The sequence below is a fragment of the Streptomyces sp. NPDC058045 genome (assembly GCF_042885635.1).
Taxonomy (GTDB): Bacteria; Actinomycetota; Actinomycetes; order Streptomycetales; family Streptomycetaceae; genus Streptomyces.
In genome coordinates this window covers 11,213-29,302 of the sequence record NZ_JBHVRR010000014.1, presented here as the reverse complement: position 1 = coordinate 29,302, position 18,090 = coordinate 11,213, and the positions used below count along the sequence as shown (strand labels likewise).

Genomic DNA, 18,090 nt, shown 5'->3' with positions numbered 1-18,090 from the left:
CCAGGGCCTGCCGGGGACGCGTCAACTGCCGATCACATTCCGGCGATCAGCTTCTCCACCCGGTCGTCCACCGAGCGGAACGGGTCCTTGCAGAGCACCGTCCGCTGCGCCTGGTCGTTCAGTTTCAGATGGACCCAGTCCACCGTGAAGTCCCGCCGCTGCTCCTGCGCCCGCCGGATGAAGTCGCCCCGCAGCCGCGCCCTGGTGGTCTGCGGGGGCACCGACTTGCCCTCGAAGATCTTCACGTCGTTGCAGATGCGCTTCGCCTGCCCCTTCCGCTCCAGCAGGTAGTACAGCCCGCGGCGTCGGTGGATGTCGTGGTACGCGAGGTCTATCTGCGCGACCCTCGGGTGCGACATGGTCAGGTTGTTCTTCGCCCGGTACCGCTCGATGAGCTGGTACTTCATGACCCAGTCGATCTCCGTGGCGATACGGTCCAGGTCCTCGGCCTCGATCGCGTCCAGGGTGCGGCCCCACAGCTCCAGCACCTGCTCCACGGTGCCGCTGCGGATACCGCGGCGCTCGCAGAAGTCCACCGCCTTCTCGTAGTACTCGCGCTGCACCTCCAGGGCGGACGCCTCCCGGCCGCTCGCCAGGCGCACCTTGCGCCGGCCGGTGATGTCGTGGCTGACCTCGCGGATGGCGCGGATCGGGTTCTCCAGGGTGAGGTCCCGCATCACGGTGCCGGCCTCGATCATGCGGAGCACCAGGTCGGTCGCGCCGACCTTCAGCAGCATCGTGGTCTCCGACATGTTGGAGTCGCCCACGATGACGTGCAGCCGCCGGTACCGCTCGGCGTCGGCGTGCGGCTCGTCCCGGGTGTTGATGATGGGGCGGGAGCGCGTGGTGGCGGAGCTGACGCCCTCCCAGATGTGCTCGGCGCGCTGGCTGACGCAGTACACCGCACCGCGCGGCGTCTGCAGCACCTTGCCCGCGCCGCACAGCAGTTGGCGGGTCACCAGGAACGGGATGAGGATGTCGGCCAGCCGGGAGAACTCGCCGTGCCGGGCCACCAGGTAGTTCTCGTGGCAGCCGTAGGAGTTCCCCGCGGAATCGGTGTTGTTCTTGAAGAGATAGACGTCGCCCGCGATGCCCTCCTCGTGCAACCGGCGTTCGGCGTCCACCAGCAGGCCTTCCAGAATGCGCTCGCCGGCCTTGTCGTGGGTGACCAGTTCGGTCACGTTGTCGCATTCCGGTGTGGCGTACTCCGGATGCGAACCCACGTCGAGATACAGCCGGGCGCCGTTCCGCAGAAAGACGTTGCTGCTGCGGCCCCATGACACGACACGGCGGAAGAGGTACCGCGCCACTTCGTCAGGAGACAGGCGGCGCTGTCCCCTGAACGTACACGTGACGCCGTACTCGTTCTCCAGCCCGAAAATGCGGCGGTCCATGCATGAACATTACGCCTGACGACCGGTGCTGAAACCGGGTGGAGCCAGAGGGTTCCGATCATTTTCCGCCGTCGTCGCAGCCCTGGGCCCGGCCGGCGGCACCCGCAGCACCCGGCCCGCGACCAGCAGCACCGCGGCCGCCGCCACCCCCGAAGCGACCGGCACCGCGAATCCCCACCGCGCCCCGCCCCACTCCACCACCGGACCGGCCACCGCGGTACCCAGCGAGGCGCCCACCGTGAACGTCGTCACCAGCCAGGAGAACGCCTCCGTCACCGTGCCCCGCGGGGCGTGCCGGTCCACCACCAGGAACGCGCAGGCCACCGCCGGCGCCAGGAACACCCCGGCCACCGCCGCCAGCGCCACCATCCCGGCCGGGCCCGGCATCAGCGGCAGCGGTGCGTAGCCCACCGCCAGCAGCAGCACCAGCACCCGCAGCCGCGGCTCCGGCGCCCCCGCCCACCGCCGCGCCCCGTACACCGCGCCGCCCACCAGCGCCCCCAGCCCCAGCGCGGCCATCAGCCACCCGTAGACCGCGTCCCCACCGCGCCCGTCGGCGTACGAGATCGCGGCGACGGTGATCGAGCCCAGGGCGGTGCCGACGAAGAGGAAGGCGCCGAGCAGCACCAGCAGGCCCCGGGAGCGGAGCGCACCCAGCCAGTGCGCCTCCCGCGGCGCCGAACGCCAGGCCCGGGAGGGCGGGGACACCACCACCGACAGCGCGCCCAGCACACCGACGGCGTTCAGCACCACCAGCGCCCAGCCCGGGGACCACAGCGCGGCGCACACCGTCACCAGCAGGGGGCCGACGGTGAACATCACCTCCTGCGCCACCGCGTCCATCGCGTACGCGACGTGCACCTGGCCCTCCCGGGGCAGGATGCTCGGCCACAGCGCCCGCAGCCCGCCCTCCAGCGGCGGTGTGAAGAGGCCGGCCACCCCGACCGCCGCATAGGCCACCGGCAGCGGCTGGAGTCCGACGGCCGCGAAGACGACCGCGCCGAGCGCCGAGGCCAGCGCGGCCGGCAACTGCACCCTGGGCTGGCCGTGCAGATCCACCAGGCGGCCCAGTAGCGGCTGGCCCACCGCGTTGGCCACGCCGTACACCGCGGCCAGCGCCCCGGCCAGGCTGTAGGTGCCGCCCTCGGCGCGGGTGAACAGCACGATCGCGATGGCGGCGGTCGCATTGGGCAGCCGGCCCACCAGTGTCCCGGTGAGCAGCCGCGCCGCGTGCCGCGCCCGGAGGATCTCCGCATATCCGGAGCCCATGCCCCCGCCTTCCCACCCGGCCGCCCGCGAAGTACGGCACCGCGCCGAAGTTTTACGTATAACTGCCGGGCTCATACGTACCATGACCGCACCCGGCCGTCCACCTGCGCCGGCCCGCGCCCGCCCGCACACCGCCCGTCCCCCACGGAGGAACCGTGACCACCGGGGCCCGCCCCCCGGCCGGCACCCACCGGCCCACCAGCCGCGACGTCGCCCGGATCGCCGGGGTTTCGCAGGCCGCCGTCTCCCTGGTGCTCGGCGGGAAGTGGCGCGGCCGGGTCGCCCCCGCCACCGCGGAACGGGTCCGGGGCGCCGCCCGCGAACTGGGCTACCGGCCCAACCTCGCCGCACGCAATCTCCGCCTCGGCAGCACCCGTACCGCGCTGCTGGTGGTACCGGCCCTCACCAACGAGTTCTTCGCCCGCGTCCACCACGGCGCCCGCCGTATCGCCGACCGGCACGGCTTCGGCGTGGTGCTCTACCCGACACCGGACGGCACGGTGCCCGCACACGGGGCCGCCCCCGCCCCGGCCGCCGTACGCGATCCGTTCCACTCGGCGCAGGCCGCCCTGGACGGCGTCATCGCCTCCTCCATGGCCGCCGACGTCCTGGTCACCCTGCGCGGCGAGAGCCTGCCGCTGGTCATGCTGGACAGCGATCCGGCGGCCGGGCCCGGCACCACCACCGTCAACGCGGATGTGGCCGACGGGATGCGGCAGACCGCCCGCCATCTGCTCGCCCTCGGCCACCGGCAGATGCTGCACCTGGCGGCGGACGTCGAGAGCTGGACCTTCCAGGCACGTGCCGCAGCGCTCGCGGACGCGCTGGCCGGCACCGGCGCCACCCTGCACACCCGGCGGGCCGCACTGGGCACCGAGCCGGCCCGGCAGGCCGCGGAAACCGCCCTCGGCGAGAGCGGCCGGCCCCGGCCGACCGCGGTGATCTGCGACGACGACATCCTGGCCGCCGGCGCCTGCAAGGCCGCCCGCCGCCTGGGCCTGCACATCCCCCGCGACCTCTCCGTCACCGGCTTCGACGACCTCACCCTGGCCACCGCCGTGGAACCGGAACTGACCACCGTCCGCCTCCCCGCCGAACACATCGGCGAGCACGGGATGACCGCCCTGCTGGACGCCCTCGACGGCCGTACCGGGCCGCCCGACACCCTGCCCGTGGAGCTGGTCGTCCGTGGCTCCACCGCCCCGCCGCCCTGAGCGCCGACAGCACGGTGCCCCGGCCGCGCGGGCGACCGGGGCATCGCGGTCCGTGGATCTCGCGGGCGGCCACCGGGCTCGGCGGCCGCCCGCGGCGGCTCACTCCTCCGTACTGTCCTCCGAGGTGTCCGCCTCAGCCTCACCGGACTCCGCGGCGGCCTCATCGGCCTCCGCCGCCTCGGCCGCGGACGCCGAACTGCCGTCGAGCAGCCGCGCCAGCTGCCCGCCGACGATCCGCTTGAACTTGCGCTGCTGCGGCCGCGTACGGTCCAGCACCGCCACCTCAAGGCGCTCCGCGGGGATCTCCCGCTCACCGCCGTTGGTGTCCCGGGACAGTGCCTGCACGGCCAGCTTCAGCGCCTCGGCCAGCGTCATCCCGTCCCGGTGCCGCTGGTCCAGGAAACCGCTGATCTGCTCCGCGTTGCCGCCGACCGCGACCGAGCCGTGCTCGTCCACGATGGAGCCGTCATGCGGCAGCCGGTAGATCTGGTCCCCGTCCGGAGACGCCCCCACCTCGGCGACCACCAGCTCCACCTCGTACGGCTTCTCGGCCGCACTGGAGAAGATGGTGCCCAGCGTCTGCGCATAGACGTTGGCCAGGCCGCGGGCGGTGACGTCGTCCCGGTCGTAGGTGTAGCCGCGGAGATCCGCGTAGCGCACACCGCCGATCCGGAGATTCTCGTATTCGTTGTATTTGCCGGCGGCCGCGAAGCCGATCCGGTCGTAGATCTCGCTGAACTTGTGCAGCGCACGGGACGGATTCTCCCCGACGAAAACGATGCCGTCGGCGAACTGCATCACGACGAGACTGCGCCCGCGTGCGATGCCTTTCCGGGCGTATTCGGCCCGGTCGGCCATCGCCTGCTGGGGTGAGACATAGAACGGCGTCGACACCGGCTCCCCGTCCCCTTCTCTCGGTGTATCTCGGCTTTTCTCGGTTTCTGGGTCTGGGACGGGGCGGTCAGAGCAGCTCGGCCCGCGGGCCGTCCGGCTGCTCCAGGCGCCGCGCCAGGATCGCCCGCGCGATCTCGGACGACTCGTCGTCCGTCAGCCGCCGGAATCCGTCCTCGGTGATCACGGTGACGATCGGGTAGATCCGCCGGCCCATGTCCGGGCCGCCCGTCGCCGAGTCGTCGTCCGCCGCGTCGTACAGGGCCTGCACGACCAGCGTGGTGGCCTGGTCCGCCGAGAGGTCGTCCCGGAAGAGCTTCTTCATCGAGCCGCGCGCGAAGATCGAGCCGGAGCCGGTGGCCGCAAAGCCGATGTGCTCCTCGGAACGGCCGCCGGTGACGTCGTAGGAGAAGATGCGGCCGCGGCCGCGGTCCACGTCGAAGCCGGCGAAGAGCGGGACCACCGCCAGACCCTGCATGGCCATGCCCAGATTCGACCGGATCATGGTGGAGAGGCGGTTCGCCTTGCCCTCCAGGGAGAGGGTGGCGCCCTCCACCTTCTCGAAGTGCTCCAGCTCCAACTGGAAGAGCTTCACCATCTCCACGGCGAGACCGGCGGTCCCCGCGATGCCCACCGCGGAGAACTCGTCCGCCGGGAAGACCTTCTCGACGTCCCGCTGGGCGATGACGTTGCCCATGGTGGCCCGCCGGTCACCGGCCAGTACGACACCGCCGTCGAAGGTGGCCGCGACGATGGTGGTGCCGTGCGGGGCCTCGATCGCGCCCTGCACGGGCAGCTCGCGGTTCCCCGGCAGCAGTCCGGGCTTGTGCGCGGAGAGGAAGTCCACGAAGGACGACGATCCCGGCGTCAGGAAGGCAGCCGGCAGACGCCCGGTGCTACGAGTGTTGGCTTCCACACGTTTCCTTCCAGATATGCGGCAGCCACCCTGCGGCACGCTGCCGGCGATCCTTGATCCAACCCTGAACTGCCGTGCAGCCGGGGCTCGGTACGCCTGGGACCCTACCCGTCCCGGAGCGGTGATCCACCTGCTGCGGCCAGGCTCCGGGACCGGGGTGCGGGGCTACTGCCCGCCCTTCTGCACAAAGGACTTCACAAAGTCCTCGGCGTTGGACTCCAGGACGTCGTCGATCTCGTCCAGGACGTCGTCCACATCGTCGTTGAGCTTGTCCTGGCGCTCCTTGAGGTCCTCCGAACCCTGCGCTTCCTGCGCCTGCTCGTCGGCCTCGTCGGTGGAACGCGCGGCCTTCTGCTGTCCGCCGCCGGTGTCCTTGGTTGCCATGACCCTCACCCCGCTCGGTTCGAGACTTCGACCGTCACAGTCGTTCAAGATCAGACCCTACAAGCAGGGTCCGACATCGGCCCCGCTCTTGCTGCAACGTCCGGGAACCACCTTCATGATTCCCGGACGGCACACCTTTCAGCCTTCCGGCAGGGCTCCGACCGCGCCCGCCGGTGCGGCCCGTCAGCTCCCGGACAGCACCCTGACCAGGTCTTCCGCCGTACGGCAGCGGTCCAGCAGTTCCTTGACGTGATGACGCGTTCCGCGTAGCGGCTCCAGGGTGGGCACCCGCTGGAGCGAGTCGTGCCCGGGCAGGTCGAAGATGACCGAGTCCCAGGAGGCGGCGGCCACGTCGTCCGCGTACTGCTCAAGGCAGCGGCCGCGGAAGTAGGCCCTGGTGTCCTCCGGCGGATGGGTACGCGCCCGGGTGACCTCGTCCTCGTCCAGCAGCCGCTGCATGGTGCCGCGCGCCGCCAGCCGGTTGTACAGGCCCTTGTCGGCGCGCACATCCGCGTACTGGAGGTCGACGAGGTGGAGGCGGGCGGCGTCCCAGTCCAGGCCGTCGCGGCGGCGGTAGCCCTCCATCAGCTTGCGCTTGGCCACCCAGTCCAGCTCGCCGGAGAGGCTCATCGGGTCCCGCTCCAGCCGGCCCAGGACGTCCTCCCAGCGGGCCAGCACATCCCTGGTCTGCTCGTCCGCGTCGACGCCGTAGCGCTCCTCGACGTATTTGCGGGCCAGCTCGTAGTACTCCATCTGGAGCTGGACGGCGGTGAGGGTGCGGCCGCTGCGGAGGGTGATCAGGTGGTGCAGCGTGGGGTCGTGGGAGACCTGGTGCAGGGTGCGTACCGGCTGGTCGACGGCGAGGTCCACGGCGATGAAGCCGTCCTCGATCATGGAGAGGACCAGTGCGGTGGTGCCCAGCTTGAGATAGGTGGAGATCTCGGAGAGGTTGGCGTCCCCGATGATCACATGCAGCCTGCGGTACTTCTCCGCGTCGGCGTGCGGCTCGTCGCGGGTGTTGATGATGGGGCGCTTCAGGGTGGTCTCCAGGCCCACCTCGACCTCGAAGTAGTCCGCGCGCTGGCTGAGCTGGAAGCCGTGCTCGTTGCCGTCCTGGCCGATGCCCACCCGCCCGGCGCCGGTGACGACCTGCCGGGAGACGAAGAACGGCGTCAGATGCCGCACGATGTCCGAGAACGGGGTCTCCCGCTTCATCAGGTAGTTCTCGTGCGTGCCGTAACTGGCGCCCTTGTTGTCGGTGTTGTTCTTGTACAGGTGGATCGGCTGGGCGCCGGGCAGCTGGGCGGCGCGCTCGGCGGCCTCCGCCATGATGCGCTCGCCGGCCTTGTCCCAGAGCACCGCGTCCCGCGGGTTGGTGACCTCGGGGGCGCTGTACTCGGGGTGTGCGTGGTCGACGTAGAGGCGGGCGCCGTTGGTCAGGATGACGTTGGCCAGGCCGATGTCCTCGTCGGTGAGCTGGCTGGAGTCCGCGGCCTCCCGGGCGAGGTCGAAGCCCCGGGCGTCGCGGAGCGGGTTCTCCTCCTCGAAGTCCCAGCGGGCACGGCGGGCCCGGTGCATCGCCGCCGCGTAGGCGTTCACGATCTGGGACGAGGTGAGCATGGCATTGGCATTGGGATGGCCGGGGACGGAGATTCCGTACTCCGTCTCGATGCCCATTACTCGCCGTACGGTCATGCGGCCCTCCTTGCCCGGCGGCGCCCCCGGGCGGGGGCGGCGCTCAAGTACCGCTGGTGCTTGAGTGCGGATGCGGTGCCCGTCCCCGCAGTGCGCGACTCGGCGGTACGAAAGAGCCTAGAACGCCTCTGCTCTGGTGGGGAGATCATTTGCGGCCTTGCTGGTCCGGGGGTGTTCCGGGAATTCCCGGTGCCCGGAAAACAGGCGGCTGCGGGTACCCGGCACGGGCACCCGCAGCCTCCCCGTTCTCCTACAGGTACTGTCCGGTGTTCGCGACGGTGTCGATGGAGCGCCCGGTGTCCGCGCCCTGCTTTCCGGTGACGAGGGTACGGATGTAGACGATCCGCTCGCCCTTCTTGCCGGAGATGCGGGCCCAGTCGTCCGGGTTGGTGGTGTTGGGCAGGTCCTCGTTCTCCTTGAACTCGTCCACGCAGGCCTGGAGCAGGTGGGAGACGCGGAGGCCCTTCTGGTCCTGTTCGAGGAAGGCCTTGATGGCCATCTTCTTGGCGCGGCCGACGATGTTCTCGATCATGGCGCCGGAGTTGAAGTCCTTGAAGTAGAGGACTTCCTTGTCGCCGTTGGCGTAGGTGACTTCGAGGAAGCGGTTCTCCTCGGACTCCGCGTACATCTGCTCGACCACGGACTGGATCATGGCGACCACGGTGGCGGCCTTGTCGCTGCCGTGCTCGCTCAGGTCGTCCGCGTGCAGCGGGAGCCGGTCGGTGAGGTACTTGGCGAAGATGTCCTTCGCCGCCTCGGCGTCCGGGCGCTCGATCTTGATCTTCACATCGAGGCGGCCGGGGCGGAGGATCGCCGGGTCGATCATGTCCTCGCGGTTGGAGGCGCCGATGACGATGACGTTCTCCAGGCCCTCCACACCGTCGATCTCGGCAAGGAGCTGCGGGACGATGGTGTTCTCCACGTCCGAGCTGACGCCGCTGCCGCGGGTACGGAAGAGGGACTCCATCTCGTCGAAGAAGACGATGACGGGGGTGCCCTCGCTGGCCTTCTCGCGGGCCCGCTGGAAGACGAGCCGGATGTGCCGCTCGGTCTCACCCACGTACTTGTTGAGCAGCTCGGGGCCCTTGATGTTGAGGAAGTAGCTCTTGCCGGCGGGCTGGCCGGTGACCTCGGCGACCTTCTTGGCAAGGGAGTTGGCCACGGCCTTGGCGATCAGGGTCTTGCCGCAGCCGGGAGGGCCGTAGAGCAGCACGCCCTTGGGGGGCCGCAGCTCGTGCTCCTTGAAGAGGTCCGGGTAGAGGTAGGGAAGTTCGACGGCGTCCCGGATCAGCTCGATCTGGCCGCCGAGTCCGCCGATCTTCTCGTAGCTGATGTCGGGGACCTCTTCGAGGACCAGTTCCTCGACCTCGCTCTTGGGCACGACCTCGTAGACGTAGCCGGAGCGCGGTTCGAGCAGGAGGGCGTCGCCGGGGCGGATGGTGACGTCGAGCAGGGGCTCGGCGAGCCGGACCACCCGCTCCTCGTCGGTGTGCCCGAGCACCAGGGCGCGTTCGCCGTCCTCCAGGATCTCCTTGAGGGTGACGATGTCGCCGACGCGCTCGAACTGCATCGCGTCGACCACGTTGAGCGCCTCGTTGAGCATGACCTCCTGGCCGCGCCTGAGCTCTTCGAGTTCGACGCCGGGGCTGACGTTCACCCGGAGCTTGCGGCCCCCGGTGAAGATGTCGGCGGTGCCGTCCTCGTTGGCGGTCAGGAAGACGCCGAAGCCGGCCGGCGGCTGAGCGAGCCGGTCGACCTCCTCCTTGAGGGCCACGATCTGGTCGCGGGCCTCACGGAGTGTGTTGGCGAGGCGTTCGTTCTGTGCGGAGACACCGGCCAGGTTGGTCTGCAACTCGACGATCCGCTCTTCGAGAATCCTCGTGTGCCGCGGAGAGTCGGCGAGCTTGCGTCGCAGGACGGCGATCTCCTGCTCAAGATAGGCAATCTGCCCGGCCGGGTCGTCGGACCCGCGACCCGGGCGGATGCCGCGGTTCATGTCGTCGTCGTGGGCTGCCACGGTCCTCACCTCCTCCAAGGGGAGCTGGACGCTTCCAGACCCTACCTGGGTGGATGTCGATTGAAACCCCTAGATCACAAAGACCCGGAGGTGTGTCCGATCTTCACCTCTGGCCCTCGCTCACGCCAGGGGAATACCCACCGAACTGCATCGGAACAACATCCATTGCCGGTCGGTTGTAGGGTCGGCACCTCCAACACCCGTCAGGGTTGGCCCGACTTGCTGCGGCGGCGGGCACACCCGGCGCCGTACCCGGCAGGAGACATGAGCGTTCAGCAGGAGACCGGAGAAGACGTACCGGGCACCGGCGGTGAGGCCGCTCTTGAGGTGTGGATCGACCAGGATCTCTGCACCGGCGACGGGATCTGCGCGCAGTACGCGCCCGAGGTGTTCGAGCTGGACATCGACGGTCTGGCCTATGTGAAGAGCTCCGCCGACGAGTTGCTCCAGGAACCGGGTGCGACGGCGCCGGTTCCGCTGCCGCTTCTCACCGAGGTACGCGACTCCGCCGTGGAGTGTCCGGGCGACTGCATCCATGTGCGGCGGGTGGCCGACCGCGTGGAGGTCTACGGGCCTGACGCGGAGTGACCGTTCACCGGAACGGGAGTTACGCCCGGGGCGAACGAGTACGGGTGCGACGCCTCAACGATGGCTGGAAGTAGCTGTTTTGTCGCGCTGAGTGAGCACGGTTCGAGTCGGCCGTCGCCGTCCGGGGCGTCAGACGCCGCGCGCCTGGTTCCCCTCGGAGCGCTGGAAGGCACCGTTCTGCCAGCGCCAGTTGGTGTCCTGCTTCTGGTCCGGGCAGCAGGACGGAACGTCCGGTGAGGAGTATCCGAGCAGGGTCGCGTTGACGGAGCCCTGGCGTATGGCGAGTTCGGTGACGGTGAAGCGGTCCTTGGGATCTATCAGGGTGGCCACCGTGCGGGGCTTGCCGCCGGCCGGGGCGGTCAGTACGTAGACGCCGTCGGGCGGGGTGCCGGAGCCCGCGTCGCAGCGGACGACGGCGACGGTCTCGGGGCGGTGGTCGCCGTCCAGGTCGCCGGTGGCGCTGTGCTGGACCAGGGTCTTGGCGCCGCCGCATTCGATGGGGTAGGTGGCGGCCTCGGCGTCGGGGGCCGCGGCGGTGGTGGGCGCCGTTCTGGCGTGCACGTCGTGGGCCTGCGCGGTGGCCGAGTCGGGCTGCAGGAACGAGGAGGCGGCGAGGACCGCGGCGAGTGCGGCGGCGGTGGCCACCCAGTGGATGGGCCGGGGGGTGGTGTGGGCGAGTTCGGGGACGACGGGTTGCTGCACTGGAACCGTCTCCTGCGAGGGGCGTACCGGCGGGGGGTGGCCAGTATGGTGTCACACCTCACAGGGCGTGGGAACGCCGGGGCGTGATGAGCTGCCGAGACGTCAACGTACGGCTGACGCCGCCGAGTTCCCGGGATGTTGGGGGAACTCGGCGGCGCCAGCGGGGAGTTGTCTGCTTTGAGCGACTACGTCCTGTTGTGGGGCGCCGTCAACGAGGCGTGCCGCCTTCGGCGTTGGGGCCCGCGTAGTCCTCGCCGTAGGCGCCCTTGGAGGGGCGGCGGCGGCGCATCGGGGGCTCCACTCCGTCGGCGAGGCGGCGGGCGGTGAGCAGGAAGCCGGTGTGCCCGATCATGCGGTGGTCGGGGCGGACGGCGAGGCCCTCGATGTGCCAGTTGCGGATCATCGACTCCCAGGCGGTCGGCTCGTTGAAGCAGCCGAGCTCCCGGATGGACTCGACGGTCCGGGCGAGCTGGGTGGTGGTGGCGACATAGCTGCACAGGATCCCGCCGGGGACCAGTGCCTTGGAGACGGCGTCCAGGCACTCCCAGGGGGCGAGCATGTCGAGGATGACCCGGTCGACCTCGGTGTCGGAGAGGTTGTCCTGGAGGTCGCCGACGGTCAACTGCCAGGCCGGGTGCGGGGCGCCGAAGTAGCGCTCCACGTTCTGCCGGGCGATGTCGGCGAAGTCCTGCCGCCGCTCGTAGGAGTGCAGCATCCCCTGGTCGCCGACGGCGCGGAGCAGGAAGCTGCTCAGCGAACCGGAGCCCACCCCGGCCTCGACGACCCGGGCGCCGGGGAAGATGTCGGCGAAGGCCAGCACCTGCCCCGCGTCCTTGGGGTAGACCACGGCGGCGCCGCGGGGCATGGACAGGACGTAGTCGGGGAGCAGGGGGCGCAGCGCGAGGTAGGCGACGTTTCCGGTGGTGCGGACAACGCTGCCCTCGGGGGAGCCGATCAGTTCGTCGTGAGGGAAGGAGCCCTTGTGGGTGTGGAAGCTTTTCCCGGCCTCAAGCGTGAACGTGTAGTGGCGACCCTTGGGGTCGGTGAGCTGGACCTGGTCCCCGACCTTGAAGGGCCCGCGCCTGCGGGCGGCACCGGTCGGTTCGGACATGTGCCCAGCCTACCGGTCCCCCGCGGGTGCGCCGGACCGCGGGAGGCAGGCCCCGGCCCGGCGCCGCGGCTCAGCTGGGCCGGGCCATCGCCTTGACGAAGGCACGCTCGACATCCGCCGCCGAGAGCACCCCGTAGATCTCCCCGGACTCCTCCACCACCAGGTACTCGGAGGCGGGGGTGGTGCGCAGGAAGTCGAGCAGTTCCTCGCCGGCCAACTCGGCGGAGACCCTCATGCCCTCGGTGAGGTCCTGGGCGAGGGAGCCGACCGCGACCCACGGCCTGCGGTGCTCCGGGACGCCGACGATGCCCGCCTCCCGGACCAGGGCGCGGGGCTCGCCGTCCGGGTCGACGACGACCAGGGCGCGGGCACCGGAGGCGTTGGCGCGGCGCAGGGCCTCGGAGAGCGGGGTGTCGGCGGTGACGGGGACGGCGCGGCGGGTCAGGGTGCGGGCGCGCAGCTCGGGGAGGTGTTCGCGGAGCCGGGCCATCCGGAGGCTGTTGCCGGCGCCGGTCCAGATGATGGCGGCGAGGATGGCGGCGAGCAGGGCGTTGGTGACGGTGTCGAAGCCGCTGGTGCCGCCCTGGTTGCCGCCGAAGGTGTCGGAGGAGGTGGCCAGCGGCAGGCCGATCAGTACGGAGACGGCGAGCGCGCGGCCCACCCAGGCGGCGGCCACGGTGCCCGCCATCGGCCGGCCGGTGATCTTCCAGACGACGGCGCGGAGCATCCGGCCGCCGTCCAGGGGCAGACCGGGGAGCAGGTTGAACGCGGCGACCAGCAGGTTGGAGATCATCAGGCCGGCGAGCAGGACACCCGGTACGGAACCGCGTTCCACCGCGCGCATGGAGCCGTAGAAGACGGCGGCGAGGACGAGGGAGAGCAGCGGTCCGACGAAGGCGAGCAGGAACTCGCGGCCCGGGCTCTCGGACTCCTTCTCGATCTCGGAGACCCCGCCGAAGAACTGCAACTGGATCCGCCGCACCGGCAGCTTGTAGCGCAGCGCGACGACGGTGTGCGCCAGTTCGTGGACGAGGACAGAGGCGTAGAAGGCGACCGCGAAGAAGAGGGCGACGAGATAGCGGGCGGCGCCCAGATGCGGCAGCACACGCTCCAACTGCCCGCCGAACACCCAGGTGATGAGGGCGGCGACGAGGAACCAGCTCGGGGCCACGTAGACGGGCACCCCGAACGGGCGGCCCATCAGGATGCCGCCACCGGGCGCGGACTTGCCGTCCTGCTTGCCCCCGCCCTTTCCGCCGTCGGGCTGCGGACCGCCCCCGGGTGTGTGCGCGGGCGTCCGCCCGGCGGGGGGCTGTTTCTGCCGGGGGTGGGAGGGGCGGTCGGCGGGGTCGGGGTCGGGGTCGTCAGGGTCGGGCGTCGACCCGGCGGGGTCGGGGTCAGGGGCGTCGGGTGCGGGGTCGGCGGCCGCGTCCTCCGGCCTCTCCGCCGCCCCCGCCGGACTCGCCGGTTCTTCCCGTTCCCCCTGCTCACGTTCGTTCAACTGAGGCTTGCCCGCCCCGGGTTGGCGCCGCTCGGATCCGTCCGGGTCGGGCTGGCCGGAATCGGGGGCGTCCGGCTCGGGTGCGTCCGACACGGACTCATCCGGCTCGGGCCGCTTCCCCTCCGCCGGTCCGACCGGCTCCGCCGTCCGCTCCCCGGGGTCGCCCGCCTCCGGACCATCAGATTCCGGGGCAACCGGATCCGTTCCGGGCTCGTCCGGGGCCGGGTGGGCGCCGGTGGCGGGGTGGTCCTCGGCGTGCGGGCGCGGTGCCGAGCCGCGGGGGTCGCCCGCGCTGCCGTCACCGGACCGCGGCTGCCCGCTGCCGCCGCTCTCGTCCACGTTGCCCTCGGTCCCCTCGGTCGAAGCAGTCCTCGCTCCTGATCATGCAGGGCGAGCGGGTCTGCCGTCGATGGTATGCGGCCGGGTGTCAGTGCGGCGCCGTAGGGTCTGGGGTCATGGAGACGAGTACGGGTGGGGTGACCGGCACGGACGGCGGGGCCGGCGAGCAGCGGCGGGAGTCCGGGGCGCGGCCTGCGGGTGAGGCGGCGGGCAGGGGGCCGGGCGGGGGCCGTCCGCCCGCGCCGCCCGCCTCGCTGTCCCCGTCGCGGGCGAGTGATTTCATGCAGTGCCCCCTGCTCTACCGCTTCCGGGTGATCGACCGGCTGCCGGAGAAGCCGAGCGAGGCGGCCACCCGGGGCACGCTCGTCCATGCGGTGCTGGAGCGCCTCTTCGACGTACCGGCGGCGGAGCGTACGGCTCCGCTGGCCAAGGCGATGCTGCCGGGGCAGTGGGACAGGCTGCGGGCGGCCCGGCCCGAGCTGGAGGAGCTGTTCGCCGCGGCGGAGGCCGGGCAGGGGGAGGGCGAGGAGCCCGCCGAGCGGTTGGCGCGGTGGCTGGCGGAGGCGGAGGCGCTGGTGGAGCGCTGGTTCTCGCTGGAGGATCCGACCCGACTGGAGCCCGCCGAGCGGGAGTTGTTCGTGGAGACGGAGCTGTCCTCGGGGCTGCGGCTGCGCGGCATCATCGACCGGGTGGATGTGGCGCCCACCGGCGAGGTCCGCATCGTCGACTACAAGACGGGCAAGGCCCCGCGCCCCGAGTACGCGCAGGGTGCGCTGTTCCAGATGAAGTTCTACGCGCTGGTGGTGTGGCGGCTGAGGCAAGTGGTGCCGCGGCGGCTGCAGTTGGTGTATCTCGGCAGCGGCGATGTGGTGACGTACGACCCGGTGCCGGCGGATCTGGAGGCGGTGGAGCGGAAGCTGGCCGCGCTGTGGGAGGCGATCCGCTCGGCGACCGAGTCCGGGGACTGGCGGCCGCGCCGCACCAAGCTCTGCGGCTGGTGCGATCACCGCGCGGTGTGCCCGGAGTTCGGCGGTACTCCCCCGCCCTATCCGCTGCCGGTGGCTCCCGCCGTTCTCCCCGTCGGGCCGCCTCGGGGGGAGCCGGGTCCGCAGGGCAGAATGGGCGCGCACTAGGCCGTATCGTTTGGATCTCCGCGGCGTCGCAGGAACTGGCACGCTCCCCCAGCTACCGCTGGGAGGTGCCCCACTCGCCGCACCGGCCGAAAGCCCAAGTAGCTCCGCTACGAGGACTTCCAACCTGCTCGTACTCGGCGAGCACCTGCCGCTTGGCGTCCAAGTAGCTCCGCTACGAGGACTTCCAACCGGCACGCCGAGAGCACGCACCAGACCCCGCTCCTTGCTCCACGGAGATCCAAACGACACGGCCTAGCCGAAGGAGAGTCACGTGGCCATCCGCGTCCTACTGGTCGACGACCAGCCCCTGCTGCGCACCGGCTTCCGGATGATCCTGGAGGCCGAGCAGGACATCGCGGTCGTGGGCGAGGCCGGGGACGGCCTCCAGGCCCTCGACCAGGTGCGTGCGCTCCAGCCCGATGTGGTGCTGATGGACATCCGGATGCCGCGGATGGACGGTGTGGAGGCCACCCGGCAGATCACCGGCCCCGGCCGGGACGGCCCGGCGAAGGTGCTGGTGCTGACGACCTTCGATCTGGACGAGTACGTGGTGGAGGCGCTGCGCGCCGGTGCCAGCGGCTTCCTGCTCAAGGACGCGCCGGCGGACGAGCTGGTGCAGGCGATCCGGGTGGTGGCCGCCGGTGAGGCGATGCTGGCCCCGAGCATCACCCGCCGGCTGCTGGACAAGTACGCGGGGCATCTGCCCTCGGGCGAGGAGCCGGTGCCGGACACGCTGGGCGCGCTGACCGAGCGTGAGGTGGAGGTGCTCAAGCTGGTGGCGCGCGGCCTGTCGAACGCGGAGATCGCGGCGGACCTGTTCGTCAGCGAGACGACGGTGAAGACCCATGTGGGCCATGTGCTCACGAAGTTGGGCCTGCGGGACCGGGTGCAGGCCGCGGTGTACGCGTATGAGAGCGGGCTGGTGCGGCCGGGGGCGCAGTAGGCGCGGTGGTACGGCGGACGGCGGGGCGCTCCCTGGTGGGGCGCCCCGCCGTCCGGTGTCCGGCCGCGGTGGCCCGGGTCAGCCGCTGACGCCTCGGCGCAGTTCCCAGAGCTGGAGGTTGGAGGAGGAGTCCAGGGCCCATTCGGCGCCCTGGATCTCGTTGCGGGCGGCGACGTACTGCTTGCCCTGCCAGAGCGGCAGTACGGGCACGTCCTGGGCGACGAGGTCCTGGATCCTGGTGAGGCTCTTGGTGGCGGTGGCCCGGTCGGCCTCGCGCCGCGACTGGGGGATCAGCTTGTGGCGGATGTCGTTGTTGGTGTAGGGCGAGTTGAGGAAGTTGCCCTTGTCGAGGAAGGGGGCGACGAAGTTGTCCGGGTCGGGGAAGTCGGGGAACCAGCCCATGCCGTACACCTCGTAGCGGCCCTTGAGTTCGGCGGCGCGGTACTTGCTCCAGGCGGCGCCCTTGATGTCCACCTTGAACAGGCCGCTGGCGTTGAGCTGCCGCTTCAGCTCCTCGAACTCCTTCTTGGTGGCCGGACCGTAGTGGTCGGTGGTGTAGTTCAGGGTCAGCTTGACCGGGGTGGTGATGCCGGCCTTCTGGAGGATGCCGCGGGCTTTGGGGGTGCTGGGGTTGCCGTAGGTGTTGAAGAAGGCGTTGGCGTGCCCGATGACGGTGGCCGGCACCAGCGAGTAGAGCGGCTCGGCCATCTCGCCGTAGACCTTGTCGACCAGGGCGCCGCGGTCCACCACCTGGGCCATGGCCTGGCGGACGGCCTTGTTGCGCACGCCGGGGGCGCTGGTGTTGAAACCGAGGTAGCGGATCTCCAGCCCGTGCGACTCGATGAGGTTGATGTCCTTGCCCGGGGAGTCCGAGTACTTCCGTACCAGTTCGGGCGAGAGGGTGCGTCCCATCACGTCGATGTCGCCCTTGGCGAGCGCCTTGCCCATGCCGGCCGCGTCGTCCGGGAAGGACCGCACCTCGACATGGTCGGCCTTCGGCCCCAACTCGCCCTTGTAGTTGGAGTTCTTGCTGAAGACGGCCTTGGTCAGGACCTCGCCGTCGGACTTCAGGTCGACGGTGTAGGGCCCGGAGCCGTCGAGGTGGAAGCCGGTGCGGAGCTTGTTCTTCGGGTAGTCGTCGGGCGAGACGATGCCGGCGACGGGGGTGGCCAGCTTGTACGGGAAGGTCGCGTCGGGCGTCTTGAGGTGGAAGACGACCCGGGAACTGCCGTCGGTCTCCACGGTGTCGATGCTGGAGAGCAGCCCCGCCGTGCCGCTGTCGGCGTTGATGCGCAGCACCCGCTCGATGGAGTACTTCACCTCGGCCGCGGTGATCTCCTTGCCGTTGGCGAAGCGGAGGCCGTCGCGGAGGGTGCAGGCGTAGCGCTCGTTGCCGGTGTCGGTGAAGCCGCACTTCCGGGCGGCCTCGGGTATCGGCTCGCCGCCGCCGCGGGGCAGCGCGACCAGTGTCTGCACGGTCTGCCGCAGCAGGTTCCAGGAGCCGGCGTCGTAGGCGTAGGCGGGGTCGAAGGGGGCCGGCTCCTCCTTCGAGACGGAGAACGGGTCGGTGGTTCCGACTACTATCGCGCCGTCGCCCTGGTTGCCGGTGCCCGTGGCGCCGCAGGCGGCGAGCACGGGGGCGAGCAGGCCGATCACGGCTGGCAACACCAAGGTCTTGCGGTTCATGCTCGACGTTCTCCAGAGCTCGTTCGATCCCGGTACCGGTCGGCCGGTTCTGCCGAGGGAGCGCGGGCGCGGGTAGGGGTGCGGTTTCTGGCAACGAGGTTAGTGCGCACGCATGTTGGGGCTTCAGGCGGCCGGGGCCTGCGCTTGGTCACGGAGTGCGACCAGGCATGAGCGTTCCGGTGACCCAGCGCGGGAAGCTTTCGCGCACCGGTGCCGCAATCGGGACACAAGGTCGCGGCACACCCTCTTCACATGTGCGGTGCGTCCAGCCGCACCGCCTCCAACTCCTGTGAGCAATCTCACAGTT

Annotated in this window: 15 protein-coding genes; 4 read left to right on the top strand and 11 right to left on the bottom strand. The window is 70.8% G+C overall.

The annotated features are described in order from the left end of the window. Positions 1 to 32: 32 nt before the first annotated feature. Together pafA and ACFVST_RS11615 are read right to left on the bottom strand one after the other, a co-directional pair. Entirely contained in the window at positions 33 to 1,394 is a 1,362-nt protein-coding gene (pafA, locus tag ACFVST_RS11620) for a Pup--protein ligase (RefSeq protein WP_390149313.1), read from the bottom strand. 9 nt (positions 1,395 to 1,403) lie between these two features. After that, on the bottom strand, positions 1,404 to 2,663 hold the full coding sequence (locus tag ACFVST_RS11615; protein ID WP_390149311.1) for an MFS transporter: 1,260 nt from the start codon (positions 2,661 to 2,663) through the stop codon (positions 1,404 to 1,406). A gap of 155 nt (positions 2,664 to 2,818) precedes the next feature. On the opposite strand from ACFVST_RS11615, the gene ACFVST_RS11610 reads away from it, so the two are divergent. Next, entirely contained in the window at positions 2,819 to 3,877 is a 1,059-nt protein-coding gene (locus ACFVST_RS11610; RefSeq protein WP_390149309.1) for a LacI family DNA-binding transcriptional regulator, read from the top strand. A 99-nt stretch (positions 3,878 to 3,976) separates the two neighbouring features. Here ACFVST_RS11610 and prcA read toward each other — a convergent pair whose 3' ends face one another. From prcA to arc, 5 genes are all read right to left on the bottom strand, one after another. Beyond that, positions 3,977 to 4,771, bottom strand: coding sequence for a proteasome subunit alpha (prcA, locus tag ACFVST_RS11605; protein WP_390149307.1), 795 nt, complete (start codon positions 4,769 to 4,771; stop codon positions 3,977 to 3,979). Between the two features lie 67 nt (positions 4,772 to 4,838). Then, positions 4,839 to 5,684, bottom strand: coding sequence for a proteasome subunit beta (gene prcB, locus ACFVST_RS11600; protein WP_390149305.1), 846 nt, complete (start codon positions 5,682 to 5,684; stop codon positions 4,839 to 4,841). Positions 5,685 to 5,849: 165 nt separating this feature from the next. Beyond that, the gene (locus ACFVST_RS11595; RefSeq protein WP_390149303.1) at positions 5,850 to 6,068 is read right to left on the bottom strand and encodes a ubiquitin-like protein Pup; all 219 of its coding nucleotides are present in this window, start codon (positions 6,066 to 6,068) and stop codon (positions 5,850 to 5,852) included. A 183-nt stretch (positions 6,069 to 6,251) separates the two neighbouring features. Then, complete coding sequence (gene dop, locus ACFVST_RS11590) at positions 6,252 to 7,763, bottom strand: depupylase/deamidase Dop (RefSeq protein ID WP_390149301.1); 1,512 nt, start codon at positions 7,761 to 7,763, stop codon at positions 6,252 to 6,254. A gap of 250 nt (positions 7,764 to 8,013) precedes the next feature. Next, on the bottom strand, positions 8,014 to 9,780 hold the full coding sequence (gene arc / locus ACFVST_RS11585) for a proteasome ATPase (RefSeq protein ID WP_390149299.1): 1,767 nt from the start codon (positions 9,778 to 9,780) through the stop codon (positions 8,014 to 8,016). 264 nt (positions 9,781 to 10,044) lie between these two features. Here arc and ACFVST_RS11580 point away from each other — a divergent pair, with 264 nt between their 5' ends. Then, entirely contained in the window at positions 10,045 to 10,368 is a 324-nt protein-coding gene (locus ACFVST_RS11580) for a ferredoxin (RefSeq protein WP_390149297.1), read from the top strand. A gap of 129 nt (positions 10,369 to 10,497) precedes the next feature. On the opposite strand, the gene ACFVST_RS11575 is transcribed toward ACFVST_RS11580, so the two are convergent. The 3 genes from ACFVST_RS11575 to ACFVST_RS11565 form a co-directional block, all read right to left on the bottom strand. Continuing rightward, positions 10,498 to 11,070 carry a hypothetical protein gene (locus ACFVST_RS11575; protein WP_390149295.1) on the bottom strand — a complete coding sequence of 191 codons (573 nt, stop codon included), beginning with the start codon at positions 11,068 to 11,070 and terminating at the stop codon, positions 10,498 to 10,500. A gap of 208 nt (positions 11,071 to 11,278) precedes the next feature. Further along, the gene (locus ACFVST_RS11570; protein ID WP_390149293.1) at positions 11,279 to 12,181 is read right to left on the bottom strand and encodes a tRNA (adenine-N1)-methyltransferase; all 903 of its coding nucleotides are present in this window, start codon (positions 12,179 to 12,181) and stop codon (positions 11,279 to 11,281) included. A 70-nt stretch (positions 12,182 to 12,251) separates the two neighbouring features. Beyond that, positions 12,252 to 14,021 carry a site-2 protease family protein gene (locus ACFVST_RS11565; RefSeq protein WP_390149291.1) on the bottom strand — a complete coding sequence of 590 codons (1,770 nt, stop codon included), beginning with the start codon at positions 14,019 to 14,021 and terminating at the stop codon, positions 12,252 to 12,254. 116 nt (positions 14,022 to 14,137) lie between these two features. On the opposite strand from ACFVST_RS11565, the gene ACFVST_RS11560 reads away from it, so the two are divergent. Next, positions 14,138 to 15,154: a RecB family exonuclease gene (locus ACFVST_RS11560; RefSeq protein ID WP_390149289.1), complete on the top strand. Its 1,017-nt coding sequence runs from the start codon at positions 14,138 to 14,140 to the stop codon at positions 15,152 to 15,154. A 271-nt stretch (positions 15,155 to 15,425) separates the two neighbouring features. Beyond that, entirely contained in the window at positions 15,426 to 16,097 is a 672-nt protein-coding gene (locus ACFVST_RS11555; protein WP_390149287.1) for a response regulator, read from the top strand. A 78-nt stretch (positions 16,098 to 16,175) separates the two neighbouring features. On the opposite strand, the gene ACFVST_RS11550 is transcribed toward ACFVST_RS11555, so the two are convergent. Beyond that, positions 16,176 to 17,783: an ABC transporter substrate-binding protein gene (locus ACFVST_RS11550; protein ID WP_390149285.1), complete on the bottom strand. Its 1,608-nt coding sequence runs from the start codon at positions 17,781 to 17,783 to the stop codon at positions 16,176 to 16,178. Positions 17,784 to 18,090 lie beyond the last annotated feature (307 nt).

Coding starts and splice junctions, on each gene's coding strand:
- pafA (WP_390149313.1), bottom strand. CDS start 1,394: ATGGACCGCCGCATTTTCGGGCTGGAGAACGAGTACGGCGTCACGTGT.
- ACFVST_RS11615 (WP_390149311.1), bottom strand. CDS start 2,663: ATGGGCTCCGGATATGCGGAGATCCTCCGGGCGCGGCACGCGGCGCGG.
- ACFVST_RS11595 (WP_390149303.1), bottom strand. CDS start 6,068: ATGGCAACCAAGGACACCGGCGGCGGACAGCAGAAGGCCGCGCGTTCC.
- dop (WP_390149301.1), bottom strand. CDS start 7,763: ATGACCGTACGGCGAGTAATGGGCATCGAGACGGAGTACGGAATCTCC.
- ACFVST_RS11580 (WP_390149297.1), top strand. CDS start 10,045: ATGAGCGTTCAGCAGGAGACCGGAGAAGACGTACCGGGCACCGGCGGT.
- ACFVST_RS11570 (WP_390149293.1), bottom strand. CDS start 12,181: ATGTCCGAACCGACCGGTGCCGCCCGCAGGCGCGGGCCCTTCAAGGTC.
- ACFVST_RS11560 (WP_390149289.1), top strand. CDS start 14,138: ATGGAGACGAGTACGGGTGGGGTGACCGGCACGGACGGCGGGGCCGGC.
- ACFVST_RS11550 (WP_390149285.1), bottom strand. CDS start 17,783: ATGAACCGCAAGACCTTGGTGTTGCCAGCCGTGATCGGCCTGCTCGCC.